This is a genomic window from Phycicoccus sp. (assembly GCF_035325325.1).
In the GTDB taxonomy this organism is placed as follows: Bacteria; Actinomycetota; Actinomycetes; order Actinomycetales; family Dermatophilaceae; genus Phycicoccus.
The window spans coordinates 51,594-74,653 of the sequence record NZ_DAOLAC010000017.1 but is presented as its reverse complement, the minus strand read 5'-3'; the positions used below and the strand labels follow the sequence as shown (position 1 = coordinate 74,653).

Annotated in this window: 22 protein-coding genes, 1 tRNA gene and 1 riboswitch; of the genes, 6 read left to right on the top strand and 17 right to left on the bottom strand. The window is 73.9% G+C overall.

Features of this window, described 5'->3' with window-relative positions; translation table 11 throughout:
• The 4 genes from PKA89_RS11810 to PKA89_RS11795 form a co-directional block, all read right to left on the bottom strand.
• Positions 1-1,223, bottom strand: a 1,223-nt coding sequence (locus PKA89_RS11810) for an aminotransferase class V-fold PLP-dependent enzyme (RefSeq protein ID WP_324419636.1), incomplete at its 3' end; no start/stop codon positions are given.
• Positions 1,224-1,265: 42 nt separating this feature from the next.
• A riboswitch (SAM riboswitch) is annotated at positions 1,266-1,380 on the bottom strand.
• Between the two features lie 103 nt (positions 1,381-1,483).
• Positions 1,484-4,387, bottom strand: coding sequence for a leucine--tRNA ligase (gene leuS / locus PKA89_RS11805; RefSeq protein ID WP_324419638.1), 2,904 nt, complete (start codon positions 4,385-4,387; stop codon positions 1,484-1,486).
• A gap of 210 nt (positions 4,388-4,597) precedes the next feature.
• Entirely contained in the window at positions 4,598-5,062 is a 465-nt protein-coding gene (locus tag PKA89_RS11800) for a DUF4396 domain-containing protein (RefSeq protein WP_324419634.1), read from the bottom strand.
• 79 nt (positions 5,063-5,141) lie between these two features.
• Positions 5,142-5,786: a lysoplasmalogenase gene (locus PKA89_RS11795; protein ID WP_324419632.1), complete on the bottom strand. Its 645-nt coding sequence runs from the start codon at positions 5,784-5,786 to the stop codon at positions 5,142-5,144.
• 419 nt (positions 5,787-6,205) lie between these two features.
• Here PKA89_RS11795 and PKA89_RS11790 point away from each other — a divergent pair, with 419 nt between their 5' ends.
• Positions 6,206-6,850 (top strand): MarR family transcriptional regulator, encoded by a 645-nt coding sequence (locus PKA89_RS11790; protein ID WP_324419630.1) that lies wholly within the window; start codon positions 6,206-6,208, stop codon positions 6,848-6,850.
• Between the two features lie 28 nt (positions 6,851-6,878).
• Here the strand turns inward: PKA89_RS11790 and PKA89_RS11785 are convergent, their stop codons facing one another.
• Complete coding sequence (locus PKA89_RS11785; protein ID WP_324419628.1) at positions 6,879-8,351, bottom strand: NAD(P)/FAD-dependent oxidoreductase; 1,473 nt, start codon at positions 8,349-8,351, stop codon at positions 6,879-6,881.
• 92 nt (positions 8,352-8,443) lie between these two features.
• Here PKA89_RS11785 and PKA89_RS11780 point away from each other — a divergent pair, with 92 nt between their 5' ends.
• Genes PKA89_RS11780 through PKA89_RS11770 form a run of 3 tightly spaced genes read left to right on the top strand, consistent with a single transcriptional unit; the run spans position 8,444 to position 10,717 of the window.
• Positions 8,444-8,965, top strand: a complete 522-nt coding sequence (locus PKA89_RS11780; RefSeq protein ID WP_324419626.1) for a glutathione peroxidase — start codon at positions 8,444-8,446, stop codon at positions 8,963-8,965.
• The gene (locus PKA89_RS11775) at positions 8,962-10,107 is read left to right on the top strand and encodes a metallophosphoesterase (RefSeq protein WP_324419624.1); all 1,146 of its coding nucleotides are present in this window, start codon (positions 8,962-8,964) and stop codon (positions 10,105-10,107) included. Before PKA89_RS11780 ends, PKA89_RS11775 begins: the two co-directional genes overlap by 4 nt.
• A 4-nt stretch (positions 10,108-10,111) precedes the next feature.
• Positions 10,112-10,717, top strand: coding sequence for a DNA-3-methyladenine glycosylase I (locus tag PKA89_RS11770; protein ID WP_324419622.1), 606 nt, complete (start codon positions 10,112-10,114; stop codon positions 10,715-10,717).
• 75 nt (positions 10,718-10,792) lie between these two features.
• On the opposite strand, the gene katG is transcribed toward PKA89_RS11770, so the two are convergent.
• The 7 genes from katG to PKA89_RS11735 all read right to left on the bottom strand — a co-directional run bounded on the left by katG (position 10,793) and on the right by PKA89_RS11735 (position 15,605).
• Positions 10,793-12,991: a catalase/peroxidase HPI gene (katG, locus tag PKA89_RS11765; protein WP_324419620.1), complete on the bottom strand. Its 2,199-nt coding sequence runs from the start codon at positions 12,989-12,991 to the stop codon at positions 10,793-10,795.
• A gap of 56 nt (positions 12,992-13,047) precedes the next feature.
• Positions 13,048-13,479, bottom strand: a complete 432-nt coding sequence (locus PKA89_RS11760) for a Fur family transcriptional regulator (RefSeq protein WP_324419619.1) — start codon at positions 13,477-13,479, stop codon at positions 13,048-13,050.
• A 137-nt stretch (positions 13,480-13,616) separates the two neighbouring features.
• A tRNA-Ala gene (locus PKA89_RS11755) sits at positions 13,617-13,689 on the bottom strand.
• A gap of 65 nt (positions 13,690-13,754) precedes the next feature.
• A complete protein-coding gene (locus PKA89_RS11750) occupies positions 13,755-14,411 on the bottom strand; it encodes a histidine phosphatase family protein (RefSeq protein ID WP_324419617.1) in 657 nt (218 codons plus the stop codon).
• Positions 14,408-14,788: a ribosome silencing factor gene (gene rsfS / locus PKA89_RS11745; protein ID WP_324419615.1), complete on the bottom strand. Its 381-nt coding sequence runs from the start codon at positions 14,786-14,788 to the stop codon at positions 14,408-14,410. Before rsfS ends, PKA89_RS11750 begins: the two co-directional genes overlap by 4 nt.
• Positions 14,785-15,369 carry a nicotinate-nucleotide adenylyltransferase gene (nadD, locus tag PKA89_RS11740; protein ID WP_324419613.1) on the bottom strand — a complete coding sequence of 195 codons (585 nt, stop codon included), beginning with the start codon at positions 15,367-15,369 and terminating at the stop codon, positions 14,785-14,787. The genes rsfS and nadD overlap by 4 nt, the downstream gene beginning before the upstream one ends.
• A gap of 11 nt (positions 15,370-15,380) precedes the next feature.
• Positions 15,381-15,605: a hypothetical protein gene (locus tag PKA89_RS11735; RefSeq protein WP_324419611.1), complete on the bottom strand. Its 225-nt coding sequence runs from the start codon at positions 15,603-15,605 to the stop codon at positions 15,381-15,383.
• A 553-nt stretch (positions 15,606-16,158) separates the two neighbouring features.
• Here PKA89_RS11735 and PKA89_RS11730 point away from each other — a divergent pair.
• Positions 16,159-17,133: a glycosyltransferase family 2 protein gene (locus PKA89_RS11730; protein WP_324419609.1), complete on the top strand. Its 975-nt coding sequence runs from the start codon at positions 16,159-16,161 to the stop codon at positions 17,131-17,133.
• Here the strand turns inward: PKA89_RS11730 and PKA89_RS11725 are convergent.
• The gene (locus PKA89_RS11725) at positions 17,118-18,410 is read right to left on the bottom strand and encodes a glutamate-5-semialdehyde dehydrogenase (RefSeq protein ID WP_324419607.1); all 1,293 of its coding nucleotides are present in this window, start codon (positions 18,408-18,410) and stop codon (positions 17,118-17,120) included. The genes PKA89_RS11730 and PKA89_RS11725 overlap by 16 nt on opposite strands.
• Positions 18,411-18,483: 73 nt before the next feature.
• Between PKA89_RS11725 and pdxY the strand changes: the two genes are divergently transcribed.
• Entirely contained in the window at positions 18,484-19,338 is an 855-nt protein-coding gene (gene pdxY, locus PKA89_RS11720) for a pyridoxal kinase PdxY (RefSeq protein ID WP_324419606.1), read from the top strand.
• Positions 19,339-19,496: 158 nt separating this feature from the next.
• Here the strand turns inward: pdxY and proB are convergent, their stop codons facing one another.
• The 4 genes from proB to rplU all read right to left on the bottom strand — a co-directional run bounded on the left by proB (position 19,497) and on the right by rplU (position 22,870).
• Positions 19,497-20,627: a glutamate 5-kinase gene (gene proB, locus PKA89_RS11715; RefSeq protein ID WP_324419603.1), complete on the bottom strand. Its 1,131-nt coding sequence runs from the start codon at positions 20,625-20,627 to the stop codon at positions 19,497-19,499.
• Positions 20,628-20,632: 5 nt separating this feature from the next.
• Entirely contained in the window at positions 20,633-22,156 is a 1,524-nt protein-coding gene (gene obgE, locus PKA89_RS11710; RefSeq protein ID WP_324419601.1) for a GTPase ObgE, read from the bottom strand.
• A gap of 102 nt (positions 22,157-22,258) precedes the next feature.
• Positions 22,259-22,525 (bottom strand): 50S ribosomal protein L27, encoded by a 267-nt coding sequence (rpmA, locus tag PKA89_RS11705; RefSeq protein WP_324419599.1) that lies wholly within the window; start codon positions 22,523-22,525, stop codon positions 22,259-22,261.
• Positions 22,526-22,561: 36 nt separating this feature from the next.
• A complete protein-coding gene (rplU, locus tag PKA89_RS11700) occupies positions 22,562-22,870 on the bottom strand; it encodes a 50S ribosomal protein L21 (protein ID WP_324419597.1) in 309 nt (102 codons plus the stop codon).
• Between the last annotated feature and the right edge of the window lie 190 nt (positions 22,871-23,060).

The following is a 23,060-nucleotide window of genomic DNA, read 5'->3' as shown; positions in this document are numbered from 1 at the left end:
TTCAAATCGTCGAGCGCTGCCGTGAACCGCGACTCATGCACCAGCCCTTCTGGCGGCGGATTCTTGTCGTCGCGGACGAACAACTGCTGGCGGAACATCGTCTCCGGCCAGACGATGAGATCGATGGGGCGTTGCGACGCGCGCACGGCTTCGAGCGAAAGCCGCGACTGCTGCTGCATCACATTGGCGTCGCGTTCGACGGTCCCCTTCCAATCGGCGAGCATGTCGCTTTGGATGAGGGCGATCGTGGGGCCGGCTGTTCGCGGTTGCTTCATTTCGCCGATCGGACGAAAGACGAGGGCGAGCGATCCGTAGGCAAGGGCTGCAGTGAGTGCGATTGCGGCGGGGGCGAGGGCGCGGAGGAGGTTGGGGCTGCCGCCCTCGTGCGGGGCCGGGCGGGAGGTCCCCTCGGTGCCGTGGGCGGTGAGGGCGGCGTTGGCACCCCCGCCGGCGAGGTAGGGGTCGGCGGCGTCGAGCCAGTCGCGGCGCCCGACCAGCGCGCCGGTGCCGAACGGGGCGTGGAGCTTGTGCCCGGAGAAGGCCACCCAGTCGGCGTCCAGCGCGGCGAGGTCGACGCGGCGGTGGGCGACGAGCTGGGCGGCGTCGAGGAGGACGCGGGCACCGTGCCGCCGCGCGACGGCGACGGCCCGCTCGACCGGCCACAGCTCGCCGGTGACGTTCGAGGCTCCGGTGACGACGACGAGCGGGGCCGGCCCGCCGGCGAGCCCGAGCAGGGCCGCCTCCAGTCGGCCGAGCGCCTCCTCCGGCGACGCGGGGACGGGCAGCCGGTGCGTCGTCGCCGCCGGCCAGGGCAGGAGGGAGGCGTGGTGCTCGGACGCGAAGACGAGGACCGGGGTGCCCTCCGGCAGCGCGCGGGCGAGGAGGTTGGTGGCGTCGGTCGTCGTCCGGGTCAGCACGACGACGTCGTCCGCGCGGGCGCCGACGAAGCGGGCCACCTCCTCGCGGGCGGCCTCGTAGTGCGCGCTCGTGACCCGCGACAGCCATCCGGTGCCGCGGTGCACGCTCGAGTACGTGCGGGTCGCGGTCTCGACGGCGCGCACGACGGACTCCAGCGCCGGTGTCGAGGCGGCGTGGTCGAGCTGCGCGTAGTCGACGGTGCCGCCGGTGGCCAGCGGCACCGGGTCGGGCCGGACGACGGCGGGCAGCCGCCGGGCCAGCGGCGCCGGGACGTGGCGGACGGTTCCTGCGTGGTGGGTGGACATCGGTGCTCCCGAGGGCCTCGAGGACCCTCGGACGGTGCCGGGGACCCGCGCTTGCCGACGTCGCTGCGACGCCGACCAGGTCGTCACCCGGGGCACCCCCACCGCGGAGGAGGGTTGCCGGCCAGCGAGCCGGGGCTTGTCACTGGCACTCATGACCTACGGCGACGAGTGTGACCGGCGGCCCGCGCCACCCGCACCCGCGGTCCACGACCCGAGACGGCAGGCGGCCCGGCCCCGTCCCCTCGGGTCTCCCGTCGGGGTCAGGCAGGGACGACGTTGACGAGCTTCGGGGCCCGCACGATGACCGTCCGCACGCCGTTCTCGAGGGCGGCCTGCACCTTCGGGCTGGCCAGCGCCAGCTCGCGCAGGGCGTCCTCGGTGATGTCGCTCGCCACCTCGAGGCGGTCCTTGACCTTGCCCCTGACCTGGACGACACAGGTGACCGTCTCGTCGACGAGCAGCGCGGGGTCCGCGACCGGGAACGGCTCGTGGGCCAGGGACTCGGTGTGCCCCAACCGCATCCACAGCTCCTCGGCGATGTGCGGGGCGAGCGGCGCGACCATGAGGACGAGCGCGTCGGCCGCGGCGCGGGGCACGCCCCCCTCGAGCTTGGTCAGGGCGTTGTTCAGCTCGGTGAGCCGGGCGATGGCCGTGTTGAAGCCGAGGCTCGCGTAGTCGGTGCGCACCGCGTCGATGGTCCGGTGCAGCACGCGGGTGGTGGCGTCGTCGAGGGGCGCGTCGACGACGACGACCTCGCCGCTCTCCTCGTCGACGACGTTGCGCCACAACCGCTGGAGGAAGCGCTGGCTGCCGACGACGGCCCGGGTGTCCCACGGCTTGCTCTGCTCGAGCGGGCCTAGGCCCATCTCGTAGAGGCGGAAGGTGTCGGCGCCGTAGGCGGCGTACATCTCGTCCGGGCTCACCATGTTCTTCAGCGACTTGCCGATCTTGCCGAACTCGCGGGTCACCGGCCGTCCCTGCCAGGTGAAGCCGCCGTCGGGGGCCTCCTCGACCTCCCGGGCCTCGACCGGCTGGCCGCGGTCGTCGCGGTACGCGGCGGCCTGGATGTAGCCCTGGCTGAAGTACGTGCGGAACGGCTCGTCGCTGCTCAGGTGCCCCAGGTCGTGGAGCACCTTGTGCCAGAAGCGGGCGTAGAGCAGGTGGAGCACGGCGTGCTCGACGCCGCCGACGTACAGGTCGACGCCACCGGGGTCGCGGGTTCCCGGGGCGGCGCCCGCGACGGGCTCCGGACGCGGTCCCATCCAGTAGGACTCGTTCTCGGGGTCGACCAGCGCGTCGGCGTTCTCGGGGTCGAGGTAGCGCAGGTAGTACCAGCACGAGCCGGCCCAGTTGGGCATCGTGTTCGTCTCGCGCCGGAAGCGGCGCAGGCCGCGGCCATCGCCGAGGTCGAGCTCGACGTCGACCCACTCCTGCACGCGCGAGAGGGGCGGCTCGGGCTCGCTGCCGGCGTCCTCGGGGTCGTAGGTCTTGGGGCTGTAGTCGGGCACCTCGGGCAGCTCGACGGGGAGCATGGAATCGGGCACCGCGTGCGCGACGCCGTCCTCGTCGAAGAGCACCGGGAAGGGCTCGCCCCAGTAGCGCTGCCGGCTGAAGAGCCAGTCGCGCAGCTTGTAGGTGACCGTCGGCTCGCCGATCCCCTTCTCCTGCAGCCAGGCCGTCATCCGCTCCTTGGCCTCGGGCACGTCGAGACCGTCGAGGCTCAGCTCGTCGTTGCTCGAGTTGATCGCCGGGCCCCTGCCGGTGAACGCGGTGGCCGGGTCGTGGCCCTCGTCGGGCTGCACGGTGCGGATCTTGGGCAGGTGGAAGGCGGTGGCGAAGTCCCAGTCGCGCTCGTCCTGGCCCGGGACGGCCATGATCGCGCCGGTGCCATAGCCCATGAGCACGTAGTCGGCGACGAACACCGGGATGCGGGTGCCGGTGACGGGGTTGGTCGCCCAGCCGCCGGTGAAGACACCGGTCTTGTCCTTGCCCTCGGTCTGCCGCTCGACGTCGCTCTTGCGGGAGGCGGCCCGGCGGTAGGTGTCGACGGCCTCGGCGGGCGTGGCGGCGCCGCCGGTCCAGGCGTCGTCGGTCCCCTCGGGCCAGCCACCGGAGGGGACGAGCTCGTCGACGAGCGGGTGCTCCGGGGCCAGGACCATGAAGGTCGCGCCGAAGAGGGTGTCGGGGCGAGTCGTGAAGACCTCGATGCCGGTGCCGTCGACGGCCCCCTCGACGGGGAACGTCACGCGCGCACCCTGGCTGCGCCCGATCCAGTTCCGCTGCATGATGCGGACCTTCTCCGGCCACTCGACCCGGTCGAGGTCGTCGGCCAGCCGGTCGGCGTAGGCGGTGATCCGCATCATCCACTGGCGCAGGTTGCGCTTGAAGACCGGGAAGTTGCCCCGCTCGGAGCGGCCGTCGTTGGTGACCTCCTCGTTGGAGAGCACGGTGCCGAGGCCGGGGCACCAGTTGACCGGAGCCTCGGAGGTGTAGGCCAGCCGCTGCGCGTCGAGGATGCCGGCGCGCTCGACGTCGGACAGGTCCTCCCACCCGCGGCCGTCGTCGTTCGGCAGCGGCCGCGTGCCGCTGCGGTACTCCTCGACGAGCTCCTCGACGGGGCGCGCACGGCCCCGTCCGCCATCGGGGCGCTCGGCGTCGGGGTCGTACCAGGAGTTGAAGATCCGCAGGAAGATCCACTGCGTCCAGCGGTAGTAGTCGGGGTCCATCGTGCGGATGGAGCGACGGTCGTCGTGGCCCAGCCCGAGGCGGCGCAGCTGGCGCGCCATGATGACGATGTTGTCCTCGGTCGTCTTGCGCGGGTGCTGACCGGTCTGCACCGCGTACTGCTCGGCGGGCAGGCCGAAGGCGTCGTAGCCCAGGCAGTGCAGGACGTTCTTGCCGAGCATCCGGTTGTAGCGGGCGTAGACGTCGGTGGCGATGTAGCCCAGCGGGTGCCCGACGTGCAGGCCGGCGCCGCTCGGGTACGGGAACATGTCGAGGACGAGCAGGTGGCCGTTCTCGTAGTCGGCGACGGCCTGCGGGTCGGCCCACGGGCCGGCCGGGTTCGGGGCGTGGAAGGTGCCACGCTCCTGCCAGCGGTCCTGCCAGGCCACCTCGATCTGACCGGCCAGCTCGGCGGTGTAGCGGTGCGGGGTCTCGCTCATCTCGTCCTCGTCGTCGTCGTGTCCCGCGGCCATGAAAAAACCCCTCGCACAGGAGGGGTCGCCGCGCGGGCCTGGGGGTGGCCGGCGCGGCTAGGTAAGGAGCAGGAACCTCGGCACCTGCTCAGGGTAGCGCAGCCGGGGCGGGCGGTGTCCGGGGGTGCTGCCCGGGCGGGCGGCGCCGCGGGGGCGCCGCCCGCTGCCGGGCGCGGGTCAGTGCATCGAGTGGACGACGGCGTGCCCGCGCCCGCGGCTCATCAGGGCGCGGTTGACCGGCACCGTGACGACGAACGCGACGGCCAGGGACGCGACGAGGGAGGCCCAGAACAGCACCGTGCCGAGGCCGGCGTCCATCGCGCCGGGCACGAGGACCATGAAGCCGTTGTCGACGACCTCCATGACGAGGATCGAGACGGTGTCGGCGGCGAGCGCGACCCCCAGGGCCGCTCCGAGGGCCAGGCCGGCCCGCAGCACCGACGAGACGGTGAGGGCGTAGCCGGTGACGAAGGCCAGGACGACGGAGAGGAGCACGACGGCACCGGTCCCGAGGCCGAGCGCGGTGCCGAGGACCATTCCGAGGACCTCGCCGATCGCGCACCCGGTGAGGCAGTGCAGGGTCGCCGACGCGGCGTCCCGCCAGGTCGTCGTGGTGTCGTGGGCGTGGCTGTGAGTGGTCATGGCCGGACCAACGGGATACCCCCATGGGGTATTCCGCGTGAGTGGTCGACCGGGACCGACGCTCCGCGAGCTACCGGTGTCAGCCGAGCATGCCGGCGACGATGAGTGCCTGCGCGAGGTGGTAGGTGACGATGACGACCGGGCCGGTCCACGGCCGCTCCTCGACGAAGCGGCCGAGGGCGAGGACGGTGTCGCTGACGACGAAGAGGCTGACGCCGGCGGCGACGAGCGGGCTGCCGGTGGCCCAGCCGGCGAGCGCCATCCCGGCGATGACCGCCATGTAGAGGGCGACGGCAGCGCCGAGGCCGGGGCCTCCGTCGCGGATCGCAGCGGGCAGGATGCGGCGGCCGGCGAGGAGCGCGACGGCGACGAGGGCCGCGCCGGCGATCGCCAGGTCCGGGCGGTCGAGGGCGTGCTGGACGAAGGCGACGACGTAGGCCAGGTGGCCGACGAGGAAGGCGGCGAGGCCACCGACGAAGCGCGGTTCGGAGTCGCCGAGGAGGAAGACGTCGCCGACGAGGCCGAGGGCAAGGGCGGCGAGCAGGGCGGGGCCGCCGGGGCTCTGGGTCGCGCCGCTCGCCAGCGCCACGGCGACGAGCCCGACCATGACGAGCGGCTTGGCCCAGCGCTCGGTGGCCTGGCGGTCGGTGGCGACGGCCCACCAGTCGAGGGCGGCGGCGACTGCGGTGACAAGGACGAGCGCGGTGAGCAGCACGGCGGGCATCCTGCCAGTCGTCGGGCCGTTCGACGCCGGACCCGAGGGCCCGGGCAGGACCGGTCGTCCCCCACCTCCGTGCCCGGGCCCGGACCTGAGCGCCCGGACGGGACATGTCATCCCCCCACCTCCTTGCCCGTCGCAAGCGATCCCTTGCGCCCGGCAAGCGATCCCTCGCGCCCGGCAAGCGATCCCTCGCGCCCGGCAAGCGATCCCTTGCGCCCGGCAAGCGATCCCTTGCGTCGAGCACGCGATCCCTTGCGTCGAGCACGGGATCCCTTGCCGGGCGCATGGAGTCCCGGGGAGCACATGGTGGCCGACTCCCCTCAGCTCGGCCGGGCCACGGGGGCGGCCTGTGGATGACGCCCACGGCGAGCACGCCACCCACGGCAGGATCACCTCCGAGACCTACGGATCGGAGCCACCCGATGGAGCCCACCCCTGCCGCCGGCGCCCCACGACGCCGCTCGCCGACCTGGACCCGACGACGCGGCATCGCTCCGGCCGAGAGCGCCGAGCACTCCCCGTGGCTCCGGCTCCACGAGCACCTGGCGGTCCGGCACGGCATCCGGGCCGACCTCCCCCGCCGGTGGGAGCGCCCGGACGCCGACGACCCCCGCAACCTTCCTGCGCTCCTCCGCCAGGCCAGCGCGCAGGTCGACGCCGACCTCGCCCGGGCCTTGGCCGACCTCGCCCCCGGTCTCACCCCCGACGGCCTCGACGTCTTGCGGCGCCTGCGCGACAAGCGGTCCACCGGGGTGCACCTGGCCGAGTACCTCGGTCGGTCCGAGGCCCGGGTGAGCCGGCTGCTCGCCTCGCTCGCCGAGCGCGGCCTGGTCCACCGCGAGCCGAGCTGGCGTGACCTCCGCTCCCACCGCGCCGAGCTCACCGACGAGGGCCGTCGGATGGTGTCCCGCCTCGAGCCCCGCCTCGACGAGCTCCTCGAGTCGCGGCTCGAAGGGCTCGAGGACGTCGAGCGCCGCGCGCTGCGGCTGGTCCTCCAGGCGGTGGCCGACCGCCCGCCCCGGCGCCCCCGGCGGGCACCGCGCCCCGCACCGCCCCACGCCGCGTGAGGCGCCTGCCCCACACCGAGCCCCGGCCTCAGCGCAGCTCGAGCACCCCGTCCTCGAGCCGCCCGAACCGGGTGACCGCCACGTCGTAGAGGTAGCTCTGCACCACCCGCCACGGCCGCCGCTCGGCCTGGTGCGGCAGAAGGTGCGCGCCGCGCCGCACGTAGCCGGAGGTGAGGTCGAGCAGCGGCCGGTCGGCGCCGCCGGTGCCGTCCCACCGGGGTGTCGCGACGCCGAGCCCACGCCGGTCGAGGTGCCCGAGCAGGTGGCAGACCCAGCGGGCGGTGAGGTCGGCCCGCAGCGTCCAGCTGGCGTTCGTGTACCCCACGGAGAGGAAGAGGTTGGGCACCCCGGAGAGCATGCAGCCCTTGTAGACGTGGTGGGCCGGCACCGACACCGCGTGCCCGTCCACGGCGAGCGCCGCGCCTCCGCCGATCTCGAGCCGCAGCCCGGTCGCGGTGACGACGAGGTCGGCCGGCAGCACCCGCCCGTCCCCCAGCCGCACGCCCTCGGGCACGAAGCGGTCGATCGTCGCCGTCACCACCTCGGCGCCCCCACCGGCGATGGCGTCGAGGAGGTCGCCGTCCGGGGCCAGGCAGACCCGCTGGTCCCAGGGGTCGTAGGCCGGGTTGAAGTGGGTGTCGACGTCATAGCCCTCGGGCAGCCGCTCGAGCAGCCGGCGCCGCAGCACCCGACGTCCGGCGTCCGGCCACCGGCGGAGGAACTGGTAGGTCGCGGTCGCCAGCGCCACGTTCTTGCCGCGGACGAGGTGGTGCGCGGCTCGCGGCGGAAGGACGCGGCGGGCGACGTCGGCCACCCGGTCGGTGTTCGCCAGCGCGGCGACGTAGCTGGGGCTCCGCTGGAGCATGGTCACCGACGCCGCGCCAGCGTCGACGAGCGCCGGCACGAGGGTCACGGCCGTCGCGCCGCTGCCGATCAGCACCACACGCCGGCCGGCCACCGAGGTCCCCTCCGGCCAGTGCTGCGGGTGCACGACGTCCCCCGCGAAGGACGCCCGCCCGGGGAAGTCGACGACGTGCCCCGCCTCGTAGGAGTAGTAGCCGGTCGCGAGGTGGACGAACCGCGCCGTGTGCTCCAACACCTCCCCGTCGTCGCGCCGGGCGGTGACCGTCCACCGCTCCTCGGCCGACGACCACTCGAGCCGGGTCACCCGCTGCCCGAGGTGGGTTCGGCCGGTGACCCCGTACTCGTCCGCGGTGTCCCGCAGGTACTGGAGGATCTCCGAGGCCGGCGCGATGGAGGTCCGCCCGCGCCAGGGCCGGAACGGGAACCCCAGCGTGTACATGTCCGAGTCGGACCGGATCCCGGGGTAGCGGAACAGGTCCCAGGTGCCACCGGTGGCCGACCGGGCCTCGAGGACCGCCCAGGTCAGCTCCGGGCGCTCGGTGGCCAGCCGGCAGGCCATGTCGATGCCCGACAGCCCTGCCCCGACGACGAGGACGTCGACGTCGAGCGGCGGCGGGCGCATCGGGTCGCGGGACACCGGCTCAGGCTATGCCGCGCCGGGCCGCCGTGGCGTCGAGGGTTGTCGCGCACCCCGGCCGGTCGTCAGGACCGCGTGCGACGATGACCCGCATGACCACCCTCTCCGACTTCACCGCCACGACGCTCACCGGCGAGGAGCGCCCTCTCTCCGCGTACGCCGGCGACGTCGTCCTCGTCGTCAACACCGCGAGCAAGTGCGGCTTCACCCCCCAGTACGCCGGCCTCGAGTCCCTCTACGAGGAGCTCAGGCACGACGGCTTCACCGTGCTCGGTTTCCCGTGCAACCAGTTCGGCTCCCAGGAGCCCGGCAGCGAGGACGAGATCGGCGAGTTCTGCCAGCTGAACTACGGCGTCTCCTTCCCGATGTTCGCCAAGGTCGACGTCAACGGCGACGACGCGCACCCCCTCTTCGAGTGGCTGAAGTCCGAGAAGAAGGGCCTGCTCGGCGGTCGCATCAAGTGGAACTTCACGAAGTTCCTCGTCGGCCGCGACGGCCAGGTCATCGGCCGGTACTCGCCGAACACCGAGCCGGCCGACCTCGCCGACGACGTCCGGGCCGCCCTCGCCGCCCCGGCGGGCACCGCCGCGGACCGAGCGCCGGACGGCGCATGAGCGCGCTCGCCGCGCTCGTCCCGATCGGCGTCTTCGCCACCTTCCTCGTCTTCGTCTGGCACCGTCTCGCCGTCGCCCCCCGGTGGGGCCGGCGGTGGGTTCCGTGGCTGGTCGCCGTCGTCCTGGCCGCCCTGTTCGCCGCCGTCCTCGAGCAGTTCGACGTGTGGGGCGAGCAGTGGAGCCCGGCGACGATGCGACCGGTCGCCTGGACCGGCGCCGCGTTCCTCGCCACCTGCCTCTACCTCTTCCTCGGCCTGGTCCCGGTGGCGCTGGTCAGTGGCGCCGTCTGGGTCCTGCGCTGGCGCCACGACCACGGCGCCGCGGGCCGGCGCCGCCTCAACCGGGTGATGTCGCCCCTCGTGGCCGCCCTCGCCGTCGGCGTCACGGGCTACGGCGCCTGGGAGGCCGCACACCCGTCGGTGACGGAGTACACGGTCACCTCTCCCGAGCTGCCGGCGGCGTTCGACGGCACCCGGGTCGCCCTTGTCACCGACATGCACGCCGGAGCCGTGCGCAGCGCCGCGTTCACCCGGGGCGTCGTCGACCTCGTCGAGGCCCAGCGCCCCGACCTCGTCGTCGTCGCCGGTGACCTCGAGGACGGCTACGCCGCCCGCTACGGCCCCGAGCTCGCGCCACTGCGCGACCTGCGTGCGCCGCTCGGCGTGTTCGCGACGACCGGCAACCACGAGATGTACCGCGACACCGCGAACTGGGTGCGCGCCTTCGAGGACCTCGGCATCCCGGTGCTGAAGAACCGCTCGGTCCGCCTCGAGCGCGGCGGCGCCGAGATCACCCTCGCCGGGGTGCACGACCGCGAGGGGAAGGGCGAGTTCGCCCCCGACCCCGACGCCGCGCTCGCCGGGGTCGACCCGGCCGGCTTCACCCTCTACGCCGCCCACCAGCCGCGCCAGGCCCGCGACGTCGCCGGGCGCGGCGTCGACCTCCAGCTCTCCGGCCACACGCACGGCGGCCAGCTGTGGCCGCTGCACTACCTCGTCCCGCTCCAGCAGCCGGTCGTCGACGGGCTGCACGACGTCGGCGACGTCCCGGTCCTCACCTCCCGCGGCGTCGGCGGCTGGGGCCCGGCCATCCGGGTACTCGCTCCCCCGGAGCTGCCCGTCGTCACCCTCCGGCGGGGATGAGCGGATGAGCGACCTCGGCGTGGTCGTCGGCGACGACGGGCTGGCCCGCCCGGCCTGGGCGTCCGTCGACCCGATGCTGCGCGAGTACTACGACACCGAGTGGGGCATGCCGGTGCGCGACGAGCGCGGCCTGTTCGAGCGCCTCTCGCTCGAGGCGTTCCAGTCCGGGCTGTCATGGGCGACCATCCTGCGCAAGCGCCCGGCCTTCCGGGCGGCGTTCGACGACTTCGACCCCGAGGCGGTCGCGCGCTACGACGACGCCGACGTCGCCCGGCTGATGGCCGACGCCGGCATCGTCCGCAACCGGGCCAAGGTCCTCGCGACGATCACCAACGCCCGGGCGACCCTCGGGCTGCGCGAGGACCCGGACGGTGACCTCGCCGCCTTCGTCTGGTCCTTCCGCCCGGCCGAGACGCCGCGACCGCGCACGTACGCCGAGGTCCCGACCACGTCGCCGGAGTCGCTCGCCCTGTCGAAGGCGCTGAAGCGCAAGGGGTTCGCCTTCGTCGGCCCGACGACGATGTTCGCCCTGATGGAGGCCGTCGGCATCGTCGACACCCACCTGCTCGGCAGCCACCGCCGCGGCAGCAGCGGCGTCTGGCCGGACTGAGCCGGCACGACGCCGCGGCCCGGCCCCCACGAGGGGGACCGGACCGCGGCGTCGTGCTCGGCCGGCAGCCCCGGCTCAGCGGTGCAGGTCGAAGCGGTCGTTCTCCATGACCTTGACCCACGCGGCGACGAAGTCGTCCACGAACCGCTGCTCGCCGTCGGTGCTGCCGTAGACCTCGGAGATGGCGCGCAGCTGGGCGTGCGAGCCGAGGACGAGCTCGACGGCGGTGGCCTGCCACCGGCCGTCGCTGCTGTCGTAGACGTTCGCGGTGTCGGTCGAGGTCGACCAGGTGACGCCCGGCTGCAGCACCGTCGCGAGGACGTCGTTGGTCAGCTGCCCGGGCCGCTCGGTGAGCACCCCGACCGACGTGCCGCCGTGGGTCGCCCCGAGGGCCCGCAGGCCGCCGACGAGCACGACGAGCTGCGGTGCGGTGAGGCCGAGCATGAACGCGCGGTCGAGGAGCAGTCGCTCGGGGGCGATCTTCTCGCCCTCGCGCAGGTAGCCGCGGAAGCCGTCGGCGCGGGGCTCGAGGTAGCCGAAGGACTCGACGTCCGTCATCTCCTGCGTGGCGTCGGTGCGACCCGGCGTGAACGGCACCGTGACCTCGCGCCCGGCGGCGCGGGCGGCCTCCTCGATGCCGGCCGACCCGCCGAGCACGATGAGGTCGGCGAGGGAGACGGTCCGGCCGCCCCGGCCGTCGAAGTCGGCCTTGACCCGGCCGAGCACCTCGAGCACGGAGGCGAGCTCCTCGGGCTCGTTGGCCGCCCACGAGCGCTGCGGCTCGAGGGCGATGCGGGCCCCGTTGGCGCCACCGCGCATGTCGGTGCGCCGGAAGCTCGCCGCGGACGCCCACGCCGTCTTCACGAGCTGCGCGACGGTCAGCCCGGAGCCGAGCAGGGCCGCCTTGAGGTCGGCGACGTCGGCGTCGGTCAGCTGCTCCCCGGAGGCCGCGGGCACCGGGTCCTGCCACGGCTGCGGCTCGGGCACCCACGGGCCGAGGAAGCGCTCGACCGGGCCCATGTCGCGGTGCAGGAGCTTGTACCAGGCCTTGGCGAACGCGAGGCGGAACTCCTCCGGGTTCTCGTGGAAGCGCCGCGAGATGGGCTCGTAGACCGGGTCGAAGCGCAGGGCGAGGTCGGTGGTGAGCATCGTCGGCGGGCGGGTCAGCGAACCGTCCTCCGGGTCGGGCACGGTGTTCGCGCCGCCGCCGTCCTTCGGCTGCCACTGGTGCGCGCCGGCCGGGCTCTTGGTCAGCTCCCACTCGAAGCCGAAGAGGTTGTCGAAGAAGCGGTTCGACCACTGGGTCGGCGTCTGGGTCCAGGTGACCTCGAGGCCGGAGGTGATGGCGTCGCGGCCCTTGCCGCTGCCGTACTCGCTCTTCCAGCCCAGCCCCATCGCGTGGACCGGGCAGCCCTCGGGCTCGGCGCCGACGAGGTCGGGGTCGCCCGCGCCGTGGGTCTTGCCGAAGGTGTGGCCGCCGGCGATGAGGGCGACGGTCTCCTCGTCGTTCATCGCCATCCGCTTGAAGGTCTCGCGGATGTCGCGGGCCGCCTTGAGCGGGTCGGGCTCGCCGTTGGGACCCTCGGGGTTGACGTAGATCAGGCCCATCTGGACCGCGCCGAGCGGGTTGGAGAGCTCACGGTCGCCCGAGTAGCGCTCGTCGCCGAGCCAGGTGTTCTCGGTGCCCCAGTTGACCTCCTCGGGCTCCCACACGTCCGGTCGGCCGAAGGCGAAGCCGAAGGTCTCGAAGCCCATGTCCTCGAGCGCCACGTTGCCGGCGAGCACGAGCAGGTCGGCCCAGGAGACGGCCTGGCCGTACTTCTGCTTGACCGGCCACAGCAGGCGCCGGGCCTTGTCGAGGTTGGCGTTGTCCGGCCAGGAGTTGAGCGGGGCGAACCGCTGCTGCCCCCGGCCGCCACCGCCGCGGCCGTCCTCGACGCGGTAGGTGCCGGCGGCGTGCCAGCTCATCCGGATGAAGAGCGGGCCGTAGTGGCCGAAGTCGGCCGGCCACCAGTCCTGCGAGGTGCGCATGACCTGGACGAGGTCGGCCTTGAGGGCCTCGACGTCGAGACCGGCGAAGGCCTCGGCGTAGTCGAAGGAGCCACCGAGGGGGTTGGCCTGCTCACCGTTGGTGTGCAGGACCGAGAGGTCGAGCTGGTTCGGCCACCAGTCCTGGTTGGTGCGGGGACGGGTGCCCTTGGCGGTGGGGGCGTCGATCGCCGGGTTCTCGCTCTCGCTGCCCTCGGCGGTCACACCGTGCTGCTGGTCGGTCACGTCGGTCCATCTCCTGTTTCGGTGGGTGTGCGGTGGACGGGTTCAGGTGCTGCCGCTCAGGCCGGGGTGCGGGCGGCGCAGTCGGGGCAGGTGCCCCAGTAGACGACCTCGGCCTCGTCGATGGCGAAGCCGTGGTCGGTGTGGGCGGTGAGGCATGGGGTCTCGCCGACGGCGCAGTCGACGTCGGCGACGACGCCGCAGGAGCGGCACACGACGTGGTGGTGGTTGTCCCCCACCCGTGCCTCGTACCGGGTGCTCGACCCCTGGGGCTGGATGGCCCGGACCAGACCGGCCGAGGTGAGGACGTGCAGCGCGTCGTAGACGGCCTGGTGCGACACCGTGGGGAGCGGGTCGCGGACGACCTGCAGGAGGCTGCCGGTGTCGGCGTGCGGGTGGGCGTGCACGGCCGCGAGCACCTCGAGCCGCTGCCGGGTCACGCGCAGGCCGGCGTCGCGCAGCAGCCTGGCGAGGTCCGGGGCTGGAACCATGCGGCCAACCCTGCCCGACTTTTCTGGAACCTGTCAAGACAAGGTGGTTCCGTGCTCCGGAACGTCCGGCATCCTCCGGACCCGTTCTGCCCCGGGAACCGGAAACGGGCCGGCTGGCGCCGGCCCGTTCACTGCGGTGGAGCTGAGGGGATTCGAACCCCTGACCCCCTCCATGCCATGGAGGTGCGCTACCAACTGCGCTACAGCCCCGAGTGGGTTCCCCCGAAGGGGCGTCGGGAAGTCTACAGACGGGCTGCCGCTCCCCCAAATCGGGCTCAGGGAGGCGTCGGGGGGCCCGGCGCGGCCTGCCCGGCCGAGGCGTTCCACGTGCGCAGCCGCCACCCGTCGCGGCCCTCCACCAGCTCGCCCCAGTGGCAGTTCCCCAGCCCGTCGAGCACCCGCCAGGCCACCTGCTGCTCGAGGCCGAGCAGCCAGCCCGCCGCCGCGCGCCCCGCCGCGCCGTGCGTCGAGACGACGACGCACTCCCCCGCGCCGGTCGCCTCGAGGACGTCGGTGAGCGCCTCCGCGACCCGCGCCACCACGTCCAGGACCGTCTCCCCGCCCGGGCCGCCCCGGCGCACGTCCTCGCCCCGGTGCACCGCTGCGTGGTCCTCCGGCCAGCGCGCCGCGACCTCCTCGCTCGTCAACCCCTGCCACTCCCCCGAGTGGATCTCGCGCAGACGTGGGTCGACGGTGAGGGGGACCCCGCAGGCCCGGGCCACGCTCTCCCCCGTGCGCCGCGCCCGCTGGAGGTCGGACGTGACGACCCGCGAGGGGCCGAGCGCGGCGATGGCCGGGCCGACCGCGGCCGCCTGCTCCTCGCCGCGGGCGGAGAGCGGGCTGTCGAGCTGTCCCTGCCAGACGCCCCCGGCGTTGTGGGTCGTCTCGCCGTGGCGGAGGACCACGATCCGGCGGGGAGCCCTCCTGCTCACCGTCCGCCCTGCTCGGTGCCGACCACCCCGAGGTCGACCGACGGGCAGTCGCGCCAGAGCCGCTCGAGCTCGTAGAACTCGCGCTCCTCGTCGTGCTGGACGTGGACGACGATGTCGCCGAAGTCGATGAGCACCCAGCGGCCCTCGCGCTGCCCCTCGCGGCGCACCGGCTTGGCCCCCTTCTCGCGCAGGACGTCCTCGACCTCGTCGACGATGGAACCGACCTGCCGCTCGGACTCGGCCGAGACGATGACGAACACGTCGGTCAGCGCCAGCTGGTCGGAGACGTCGATGCCGGTGATGGTCGTCGCGAGCTTGTCGGACGCCGCGGTGGCGGCGGCGCGGGCGAGGTCGAGCGAACGGTCGGTCGCGGTCACGGTGCTCCTCGGTAGAGGTGGTGCTTGGAGATGTACTGGACGACGCCGTCGGGCACGAGGTACCAGACCGGCTCCCCGGCCCGGACCCGCTCGCGGCAGTCGGTGGAGGAGATGGCCATCGCGGGCACCTCCTGGAGGGTCACTCGGTCGGCGGGCAGCCCGAGCTCGCTGAGGACGTAGCCCGGCCGGGTCACCCCCACGAAGTGGGCGAGCTCCCACAGCTCGTCGGCGTCCTTCCACGACAGGATCTGGGCCAGGGCGTCGGCGCCGGTGATGAAGAACAGCTCGGCGTCCGGGCGCTGGGCCCGCAGGTCGCGCAGGGTGTCGACGGTGTAGGTGAGGCCCGGGCGGTCGATGTCGACCCGGGAGACGGTGAACCGCGGGTTCGAGGCCGTCGCGACGACGGTCATGAGGTAGCGGTGCTCGGCCGGTGAGACCTCACGGGCCTCCTTCTGCCACGGCTGCCCGGTGGGGACGAAGACGACCTCGTCGAGCCCGAGCAGCGCCTGCACCTCGGAGGCGGCGACGAGGTGGCCGTGGTGGACGGGGTCGAAGGTGCCGCCCATCACCCCGAGGCGCACCGGCCGGTCGCTCAGTGGTGCCCCGGGTGCTCGGGCCAGTGGGCCTCGTCCTGCTCGCCCTCGGGCGCACCGTGCGTGGGCGGCGGTGCGTACTTGTGGTGGGTCCCGCGGAAGGACCACGTGACACCGAGGAGGAAGGCGAAGGCGAGGATCGCGAGGACCCCGACCAGCCACGGCGGGATCGGGAGCTCGCGGGCGGCTTCCTCGGCGGCGATCAGGGTGGCGGTGCTCGACATGGGCCACAGCGTACCGCCCCGTTGTCCACGGATTTCGTCCACAGGGGTGTGCACGACGGACGTGCCGAGCACCGCCGGCTGTGGACGAGCCGGGGCGCCGCCGAGACGCCCCGAGAAGTTCGGCCGAACCGCTTGCACCCCTCCACCGACAGGACTAGAACAGGTGGCACGCCCCCTCGGCGGCACCGGCCCGGCAGGCCTTCGGACCGAGGTCGTCCCGGGGGTGGGTCGATCGGATAACGGCACGTTGTTCCCTCCCCGGGCCTGACCGGAGGGGGACGTACGAACCTCCCGGGGGGAGTACGCCGCGCGCGACGGCGCGGGTGCTGCGGCCGACGGCCCGGAGTCGAAGTTCGTCCCCTCGGGGACGGCGCCAGCGTCGAATGGCATACCTCTGTGCGGTTCACCGCAGGGACCGACCGGCTCGCGTCCGACTGGTGGCTGAGCCGCCGGTGAGGGCCCCCGATCTCATACTCGGGGGCCCTCCGCCGTGCACAGGCGGTTCACGGCGAGCCACAGGCAGGGCACGGGCCCGCGCTCTACCCTGAGGGACATGCCGGACTCCCCCGACCTCACGGTCGTCGTCCCGATGTACAACGAGCAGGAGGTCCTCCCCCTGTTCGTCGACCGGATGCGCCCGGTCGCCGAGTCCTGGGGCGTCTCGTACGAGGTCCTCTGCGTCGACGACGGCTCGAGTGACGCCACACCCGTCCTCCTCCAGCGGCTGCTGCGCGAGTGGCCGCAGCTGCGGGTGGTCCGGCTGCGGGCCAACAGCGGCCACCAGGCCGCCATCTCCGCCGGCCTCGCCCGGGCCCGGGGGCGGCACGTGGTCACCATCGACGCCGACCTCCAGGACCCCCCGGAGACGATCGGCGAGATGCTCCGGGTCGCCAGCGACGAGGGCGTCGACGTCGTCTACGGCGTGCGCGAGGACCGTTCGAGCGACACCGCGTTCAAGCGGGTCACGGCCCGCGCCTTCTACCGCTCCATCCGCGCCCTGTCCGACGTCGACGCCCACGTGGACGCCGGTGACTTCCGGCTGATGTCCCGGGCCACCGTCGACGCCGTCAACGCGCTGCCGGAGTCAAACCGGGTGCTGCGCCTCGTCGTACCCGCCCTCGGCTTCCCGAGCGCCTCGGTCGGCTACCGCCGGGCGCCGCGGGCGGCCGGCGAGTCGAAGTACCCCCTGGCCAAGATGGTCCGGCTCTCCGTCGACGCCGTCACCGGCTTCTCGATCGCCCCGCTGCGGTTCGCCACCTGGATCGGGCTCGTCGGCGGGGTCGCGGCGATCGGGGTCCTCGTCTACGCCGTCGTCGGGCTGCTGCTCGGCAACACCCTGCCCGGCTGGACCTCGACCGTCGTCATCGTCGCGGCCGTCGGCGCGGTGCAGCTGCTCGCCCTCGGCATCCTCGGGGAGTACGTCGGGCGCACCTACACGGCGCTCCAGGCCCGGCCGACCTACTTCGTCGCCCACGACAGCCTGGAGCAGCGCTCACCGGCGCAGCCGCAGGGTCAGACCCGGACCTGACCGTCCCCCTCGACGACCCACTTCGTCGTCGTCAGCTCGGGCAGGGCCATCGGCCCGCGGGCATGCAGCTTCTGGGTCGAGATGCCGATCTCGGCGCCGAACCCGAACTCGCCGCCGTCGGTGAAGCGGGTGCTCGCGTTGACCATGACGGCGGCGGCGTCGACCTCGGCGGTGAACCGGCGCGCGGCGGCGCGGTCCTCGGTGACGATGGCCTCGGTGTGCCCGGACCCGAACCGGCGGACGTGCTCGAGCGCGGCGTCGAGGTCGTCGACGACGCCGACCGACATCTCGAGGCCGTGGAACTCGGTCGCGAAGTGCTCGTCCGTCGCCGCGTCGTGGGCGACGCCGGCGGCGTCGGCCTGCGCGCCGGCCCGCTCGTCGGTGTGGAGCAGCACGCCCTCGGCGGCCAGCGCGGCGAGGGCCTTGGGCAGGAACGCCTGCGCGACGTCACGGTGGACGAGGAGGGACTCGGCGGCGTTGCAGACGCTCGGCCGGTGGGTCTTGGCGTTGACCGCGATGGCGAGGGCCTTGTCGAGGTCGGCCCGGGCGTCGACGTAGACGTGGCAGTTGCCGACCCCGGTCTCGATGACGGGCACGGTCGAGCCGGTGACGACGGCCTGGATGAGGTCGGCGCCGCCGCGCGGGATGAGGAGGTCGACGAGGCCACGGGCGGTCATCAGGGCCCGGACGACGCCGTGGCCGCCCTCGAGCAGGCTGACGGCGTCGGCGGGCAGGCCGCGCTCCTCGAGGGCGCGGCGCAGCACCGCGACGGTCGCCCGGTTGGTCTCGGCGGCGGCGCTGCCGCCGCGGAGGATGACGGCGTTGCCGGACTTCAGGCCGAGGCCGGCGGCGTCGACGGTGACGTTCGGGCGGGCCTCGTAGATCATCCCGACGACGCCCATCGGCACCCGGACCTGCCGGATCTGCAGGCCGTTGGCGAGGGTCGAGCCGCGGACCACCTCACCCACCGGGTCGGGGAGCCCGGCGATGTCGCGCAGCGCCTGGGCGACGGCGGCGACGCGCGGCGGGTCGAGGCGGAGCCTGTCCTGGAGGCTCTCGGCCATCCCCTGCTCGCGGCCGCGGGCGAGGTCACGCTCGTTGGCGGCGACGACCTCCCCGGTGGCGGCATCGAGCGCGTCGGCGAGGGCGTGGAGGGCGGCGTCCTTCTCGGCGCGGGAGAGGAGGGCCAGCCGGCGCGAGGCGGTGCGGGCGGCCTCGGCGACCTGCCGGACCTGCTCGACGTCGGCGGGGTCGACCGCGGTGGTGCTCTCGGACATGCTCCAAGGGTAGGCCGCGACGCCCGCGGGGTCGCCCGGCTTCCGGCGCGCGGACGGGTGACAGGATGGGCGGGTGACGACGATCCTGTCCATCCAGTCCTCCGTCGCGTACGGCCACGTCGGCAACTCCGCGGCGGTCTTCCCCCTCCAGCGGCTCGGTGTCGAGGTGTGGCCGGTGCACACGGTCCACTTCTCGAACCACACCGGGTACGGGGCGTGGCGCGGGCCGCTCATGCCGCCCGAGGACGTCCGCGAGGTCATCACCGGCATCGAGGAGCGCGAGGCCCTGCCGGAGGTCGACGCCGTGCTGTCCGGGTACCAGGGCGGCGAGCAGATCGGCGAGGTGATCCTCGACGCCGTCGCGCGCACGAAGGCCGCGAACCCGTCGGCGATCTACGCTTGCGACCCGGTGATGGGCAACGCCAAGTCCGGATGCTTCGTGCACCCGGCCATCCCGGTCCTGTTGCGCGAGAAGGTGGTTCCGCAGGCCGACCTCATCACGCCGAACCAGTTCGAGCTCGGGTTCCTCACCGAGACCGAGCCCGGCGACCTCGACTCGACGCTCGCCTCGGTCGAGGCCGCGCGGGCGATGGGTCCGGGCACCGTGCTCGTGACGTCGGTCCTGCGCCCGGACCGGCCGGCCGACACCATCGAGATGCTCGCCGTGCACGGCGACGGCGCGTGGATCGTGCAGACGCCGCAGCTGCCGCTCAAGGCCAACGGGTCCGGGGACGTGACGGCGGCGCTGTTCACGGCGCACCTGCTCGAGACCGGGGACGCCGGGGTCGCCCTCGGTCGGACCGTGTCATCGGTGTTCGACCTGCTGGCGCGCACGCTGGAGTCCGGGCGGCGCGAGCTGCAGCTGGTCCAGAGCCAGGAGGAGATCGCGCACCCGCGGATGCAGTTCGAGGTCGAGCGCATCCGCTGAGCGCGGCCGCCGCCGCCCCCGGACCTCACGCGTATCGGGTGACCCGATAACGGTGCGCCTCACCCGGGAACGGTTCCCGGGGGAAGCGCGGCCGTATCGGGTGACCCGATACGCGCGTGACAGGGAGTGGGCGGGCCGGGGGGACGGGCGGGGCGCCGTCAGAGGACGACGAGGTCGTCGCGGTGGACGACCTCGCGCTCGTAGCCCGGACCGAGCTCGCGCGCCAGGTCGCGGGTCGAGCGGCCGAGCAGGCGCGGCAGCTCGGTCGAGGCGTAGGTGACCAGCCCGCGGGCGATGACCCGCCCGTCCGGCGCGCAGACGTCGACGGGGTCGCCCGCCGCGAACGCACCCTCGACCTCGACGATGCCGGCCGGCAACAGCGACTTGCGCCGCTCGGTGACCGCCGCGACGGCGCCGTCGTCGATGACGAGGCGTCCCCGGGCGGTCGTCGCGTGCGCCAGCCAGCGCTTGCGCGAGGCGCGGGTCGCGGCCGCCGGCGCGAAGACGGTGCCGACGTCCGTGCCCCCGAGCGCCGCGGCGACGTCGGGAAGCCGGGTCAGCAGGGTCGGGATGCCGGCCGCGCCGGCGATGCCCGCCGCCTCGACCTTGGTCACCATCCCGCCGCTGCCGACGGCCGACCCGGTGCCGCCGATGGTCACGGCCTCGAGGTCGTCGGCGGTGGCGACGAGCGGCACCCGCCGCGCCCCGGCCCGCGACGGCGGACCGTCGTAGAGGGCGTCGACGTCGGTGAGCAGGACGAGCCCGTCGGCCCCGACGAGGTCGGCGACGAGCGCGGCGAGCCGGTCGTTGTCGCCGAACCGGATCTCCTGGGTGGCGACGGTGTCGTTCTCATTGACGATCGGGACGATCCCCAGCTCCAGGAGCCGCTCGAGGGTGCGCCGGGCGTTCGTGTAGTGGCCGCGCCGGGTCGTGTCGTCGGCGGTGAGCAGCACCTGCCCGACGGTCAGCCCGTGCCGCGAGAACGCCGCCTGGTAGGCCGCGACGAGGGCGCCCTGCCCGACCGACGCGGCGGCCTGCTGGGTCGCGAGGTCGGTGGGCCGGCGGGCCAGCCCGAGCGGCCCGATGCCCGCCGCGATGGCCCCGGAGGAGACGAGGACGACCTGCGCGCCGTCGGCCCGGCGGGCGGCGAGGACGTCGACGAGCGCCGAGAGCGCCGCGAGGTCGAGGTGCCCGCCGTCCGCGCTCGTCAGCGACGACGAGCCGACCTTGACCACGAGCCGGCGGCCCTCCCCCACGGCCTGCCGCAGCGCGGCGGCGGTGACGGCCATCCGGGTCAGTCCTCGTCCGCGGCGCTCGACCAGTGCCCGGCGCGACGCTCGGCGGCGAGCTGGTCGCGGGCGGCGGTCTGGGCGTCCTTGCGGCCGTGGAACTCCTCACGCTTCTCCGAGCGCGTCTTGCGGCCGGAGTCCTCGAAGCGCACGTCGGTGCCGCGCGGGCCGGCGAGCAGCTCGGCGCCGCTGCTCATCGTCGGCTCCCAGTCGAAGACGACGGCGTCCTCGACCGGCCCGATGAGGACCGTCGAGCCGGCGACGGCCCCGGCCTTGAGCAGTGCCTCCTCGACCCCGAGCCGGCTCAGCCGGTCGGCGAGGTAGCCGACCGCCTCGTCGTTGGAGAAGTCGGTCTGACGGACCCAGCGGGTCGGTCGTTCGCCGAGCACGCGGAACACCTCGCCGTCCGGGGTGTTCTCCCGGCGGACGTGGAACCCGCTGTCGTCCACCGCCTTCGGCCGGATGACCACCCGCGGGCGCTCGACGACCGCGGCCTCCACCTCGGCACGCGCCTGCGCCACGTGCCGGGCCAGGGCGAAGGTCAGCTCCTTGAGCCCGAGGTGCGCCACGGCCGAGACGGTGAAGACCTCGAGCCCACGCTCCTCGAGCATCGGGGTGACCATCTCGGCGAGCTCGCGCGCCTCGGGCACGTCGGCCTTGTTGAGGACGACGATCCGGGTGCGCTCGGAGAGCGGGCGGCCGCCGAGGCTGTCGTCGGTGACGTAGGCGGCGAGCTCGGCCTCGATGACCTCGAGGTCGGTCAGCGGGTCGCGGCCCGGCTCGAGGGTCGCGCAGTCGACGACGTGCACGAGCACCGAGCAGCGCTCGACGTGCCGGAGGAACTCCAGGCCGAGGCCCTTGCCCTCGCTCGCGCCGGGGATGAGGCCGGGGACGTCGGCGACGGTGAACCGCTCCTGGCCGGCGGTGACCACCCCGAGGTTCGGGACGAGGGTGGTGAACGGGTAGTCGGCGATCTTCGGCTTCGCGGCCGACAGGACCGAGACGAGGGAGGACTTCCCGGCGCTGGGGAAGCCGATGAGCGCGACGTCGGCGAGCGACTTCAGCTCCAGGACGACGTCCAGGCTCTCCCCGGGCTCGCCGAGGAGTGCGAAGCCGGGCGCCTTCCGGCGCGGGCTGGCCAGGGCCTTGTTGCCGAGCCCGCCACGGCCACCGCGGGCGACGACGAAGGTCGCGCCGTGGCCAACGAGGTCGGCGAGGACCTCGCCGGCGGCGTCCTTGACGACGGTGCCCTCGGGGACGGCGAGGACGAGGTCGCCGCCGTCGGCCCCGTTGCGCTCGTCACCGGCGCCGGGCCGGCCGTTCTCGGCGCGGCGGTGCGGGGTGTGGTGGTAGTCGAGGAGGGTCGTCGCCTGCGGGTCGACCGCGAGGACGACCGAGCCGCCGCGCCCGCCGTGGCCGCCGCCCGGCCCGCCGAGCGGCTTGACCTTCTCGCGCTGGGCCGCCCCCCCCCCGTGCCCGCCGTTGCCGGCGGTCACGTGGAGGACGACGCGGTCGACGAAGGTCGCCATCTCGTGCTGCTCCTGACTCCTGGGATGCGTGAGGGGCGGGCCGTTCGCGGCCCGCCCCTCACGACGTGGTGCGTGGTGCCGGGCGCGGGGCCCGGCGACGCGTCACTCGGCGGCGGAGGCCGCCGGGACGATGTTGACGACCTTGCGGCCGCGCTTGCTGCCGAACTCGACGGCCCCCGCGACGAGCGCGAAGAGCGTGTCGTCGCCGCCGCGGCCGACGCCGTCACCGGGGTGGAAGTGCGTTCCGCGCTGGCGGACGAGGATCTCGCCGGCCTTGACGGCCTGGCCGCCGTAGCGCTTGACGCCGAGGTACTGGGCGTTCGAGTCGCGACCGTTGCGGGTCGAGGACGCACCCTTCTTGTGTGCCATGTCTGTGGTTCCTGTCCGTGAGGTCCGAGCGTGGGCTCAGGCGTCGATCGCGGTGATCTTGACCTGGGTGAGCGGCTGGCGGTGGCCCTGGCGCTTCCGGTAGCCGGTCTTGTTCTTGTACTTCATGATCGTGATCTTGGGGCCCTTGGCCGCCTTGACCACCTCGGCGGTCACCGTGACCTTGGCGAGCTTCGCGGCGTCGCTCGTGACGGTGCCCCCGTCGACGAGGAGCAGCGGCTGCAGCTGGATCTTGTCGCCGGCCGCGCCGTTCTGCTTGTCGATGAGCAGGGTGTCGCCGACGGAGACCTTCTCCTGGCGACCGCCTGCGCGCACAATCGCGTACACGTTCGTACTCACTTCCTGTTCGGGCGCGCTCGCTCGTGACCGGCCGGTAGCGACCCCGTGGACGACACGGGACACCGGCGCGGTGGGCGCACCGACTCACCAGAGTACCGGCGCGCCGGGCGGCCCTCCAAATCTGGGGGCGCGCCCGGCGCCGGTGCTCAGGCCCCGGGGGACTCGCCGCCCGCCGCGG

Bases quoted from the DNA above. Each gene is read 5' to 3' on its own strand.
- leuS (WP_324419638.1), bottom strand. From the start codon at position 4,387: ATGAGCGAGACCCCGCACCGCTACACCGCCGAGCTGGCCGGTCAGATC.
- PKA89_RS11800 (WP_324419634.1), bottom strand. From the start codon at position 5,062: ATGACCACTCACAGCCACGCCCACGACACCACGACGACCTGGCGGGAC.
- PKA89_RS11795 (WP_324419632.1), bottom strand. From the start codon at position 5,786: ATGCCCGCCGTGCTGCTCACCGCGCTCGTCCTTGTCACCGCAGTCGCC.
- PKA89_RS11790 (WP_324419630.1), top strand. From the start codon at position 6,206: ATGGAGCCCACCCCTGCCGCCGGCGCCCCACGACGCCGCTCGCCGACC.
- PKA89_RS11780 (WP_324419626.1), top strand. From the start codon at position 8,444: ATGACCACCCTCTCCGACTTCACCGCCACGACGCTCACCGGCGAGGAG.
- PKA89_RS11775 (WP_324419624.1), top strand. From the start codon at position 8,962: ATGAGCGCGCTCGCCGCGCTCGTCCCGATCGGCGTCTTCGCCACCTTC.
- PKA89_RS11770 (WP_324419622.1), top strand. From the start codon at position 10,112: ATGAGCGACCTCGGCGTGGTCGTCGGCGACGACGGGCTGGCCCGCCCG.
- PKA89_RS11760 (WP_324419619.1), bottom strand. From the start codon at position 13,479: ATGGTTCCAGCCCCGGACCTCGCCAGGCTGCTGCGCGACGCCGGCCTG.
- PKA89_RS11735 (WP_324419611.1), bottom strand. From the start codon at position 15,605: ATGTCGAGCACCGCCACCCTGATCGCCGCCGAGGAAGCCGCCCGCGAG.
- PKA89_RS11730 (WP_324419609.1), top strand. From the start codon at position 16,159: ATGCCGGACTCCCCCGACCTCACGGTCGTCGTCCCGATGTACAACGAG.
- PKA89_RS11725 (WP_324419607.1), bottom strand. From the start codon at position 18,410: ATGTCCGAGAGCACCACCGCGGTCGACCCCGCCGACGTCGAGCAGGTC.
- proB (WP_324419603.1), bottom strand. From the start codon at position 20,627: ATGGCCGTCACCGCCGCCGCGCTGCGGCAGGCCGTGGGGGAGGGCCGC.
- obgE (WP_324419601.1), bottom strand. From the start codon at position 22,156: ATGGCGACCTTCGTCGACCGCGTCGTCCTCCACGTGACCGCCGGCAAC.
- rpmA (WP_324419599.1), bottom strand. From the start codon at position 22,525: ATGGCACACAAGAAGGGTGCGTCCTCGACCCGCAACGGTCGCGACTCG.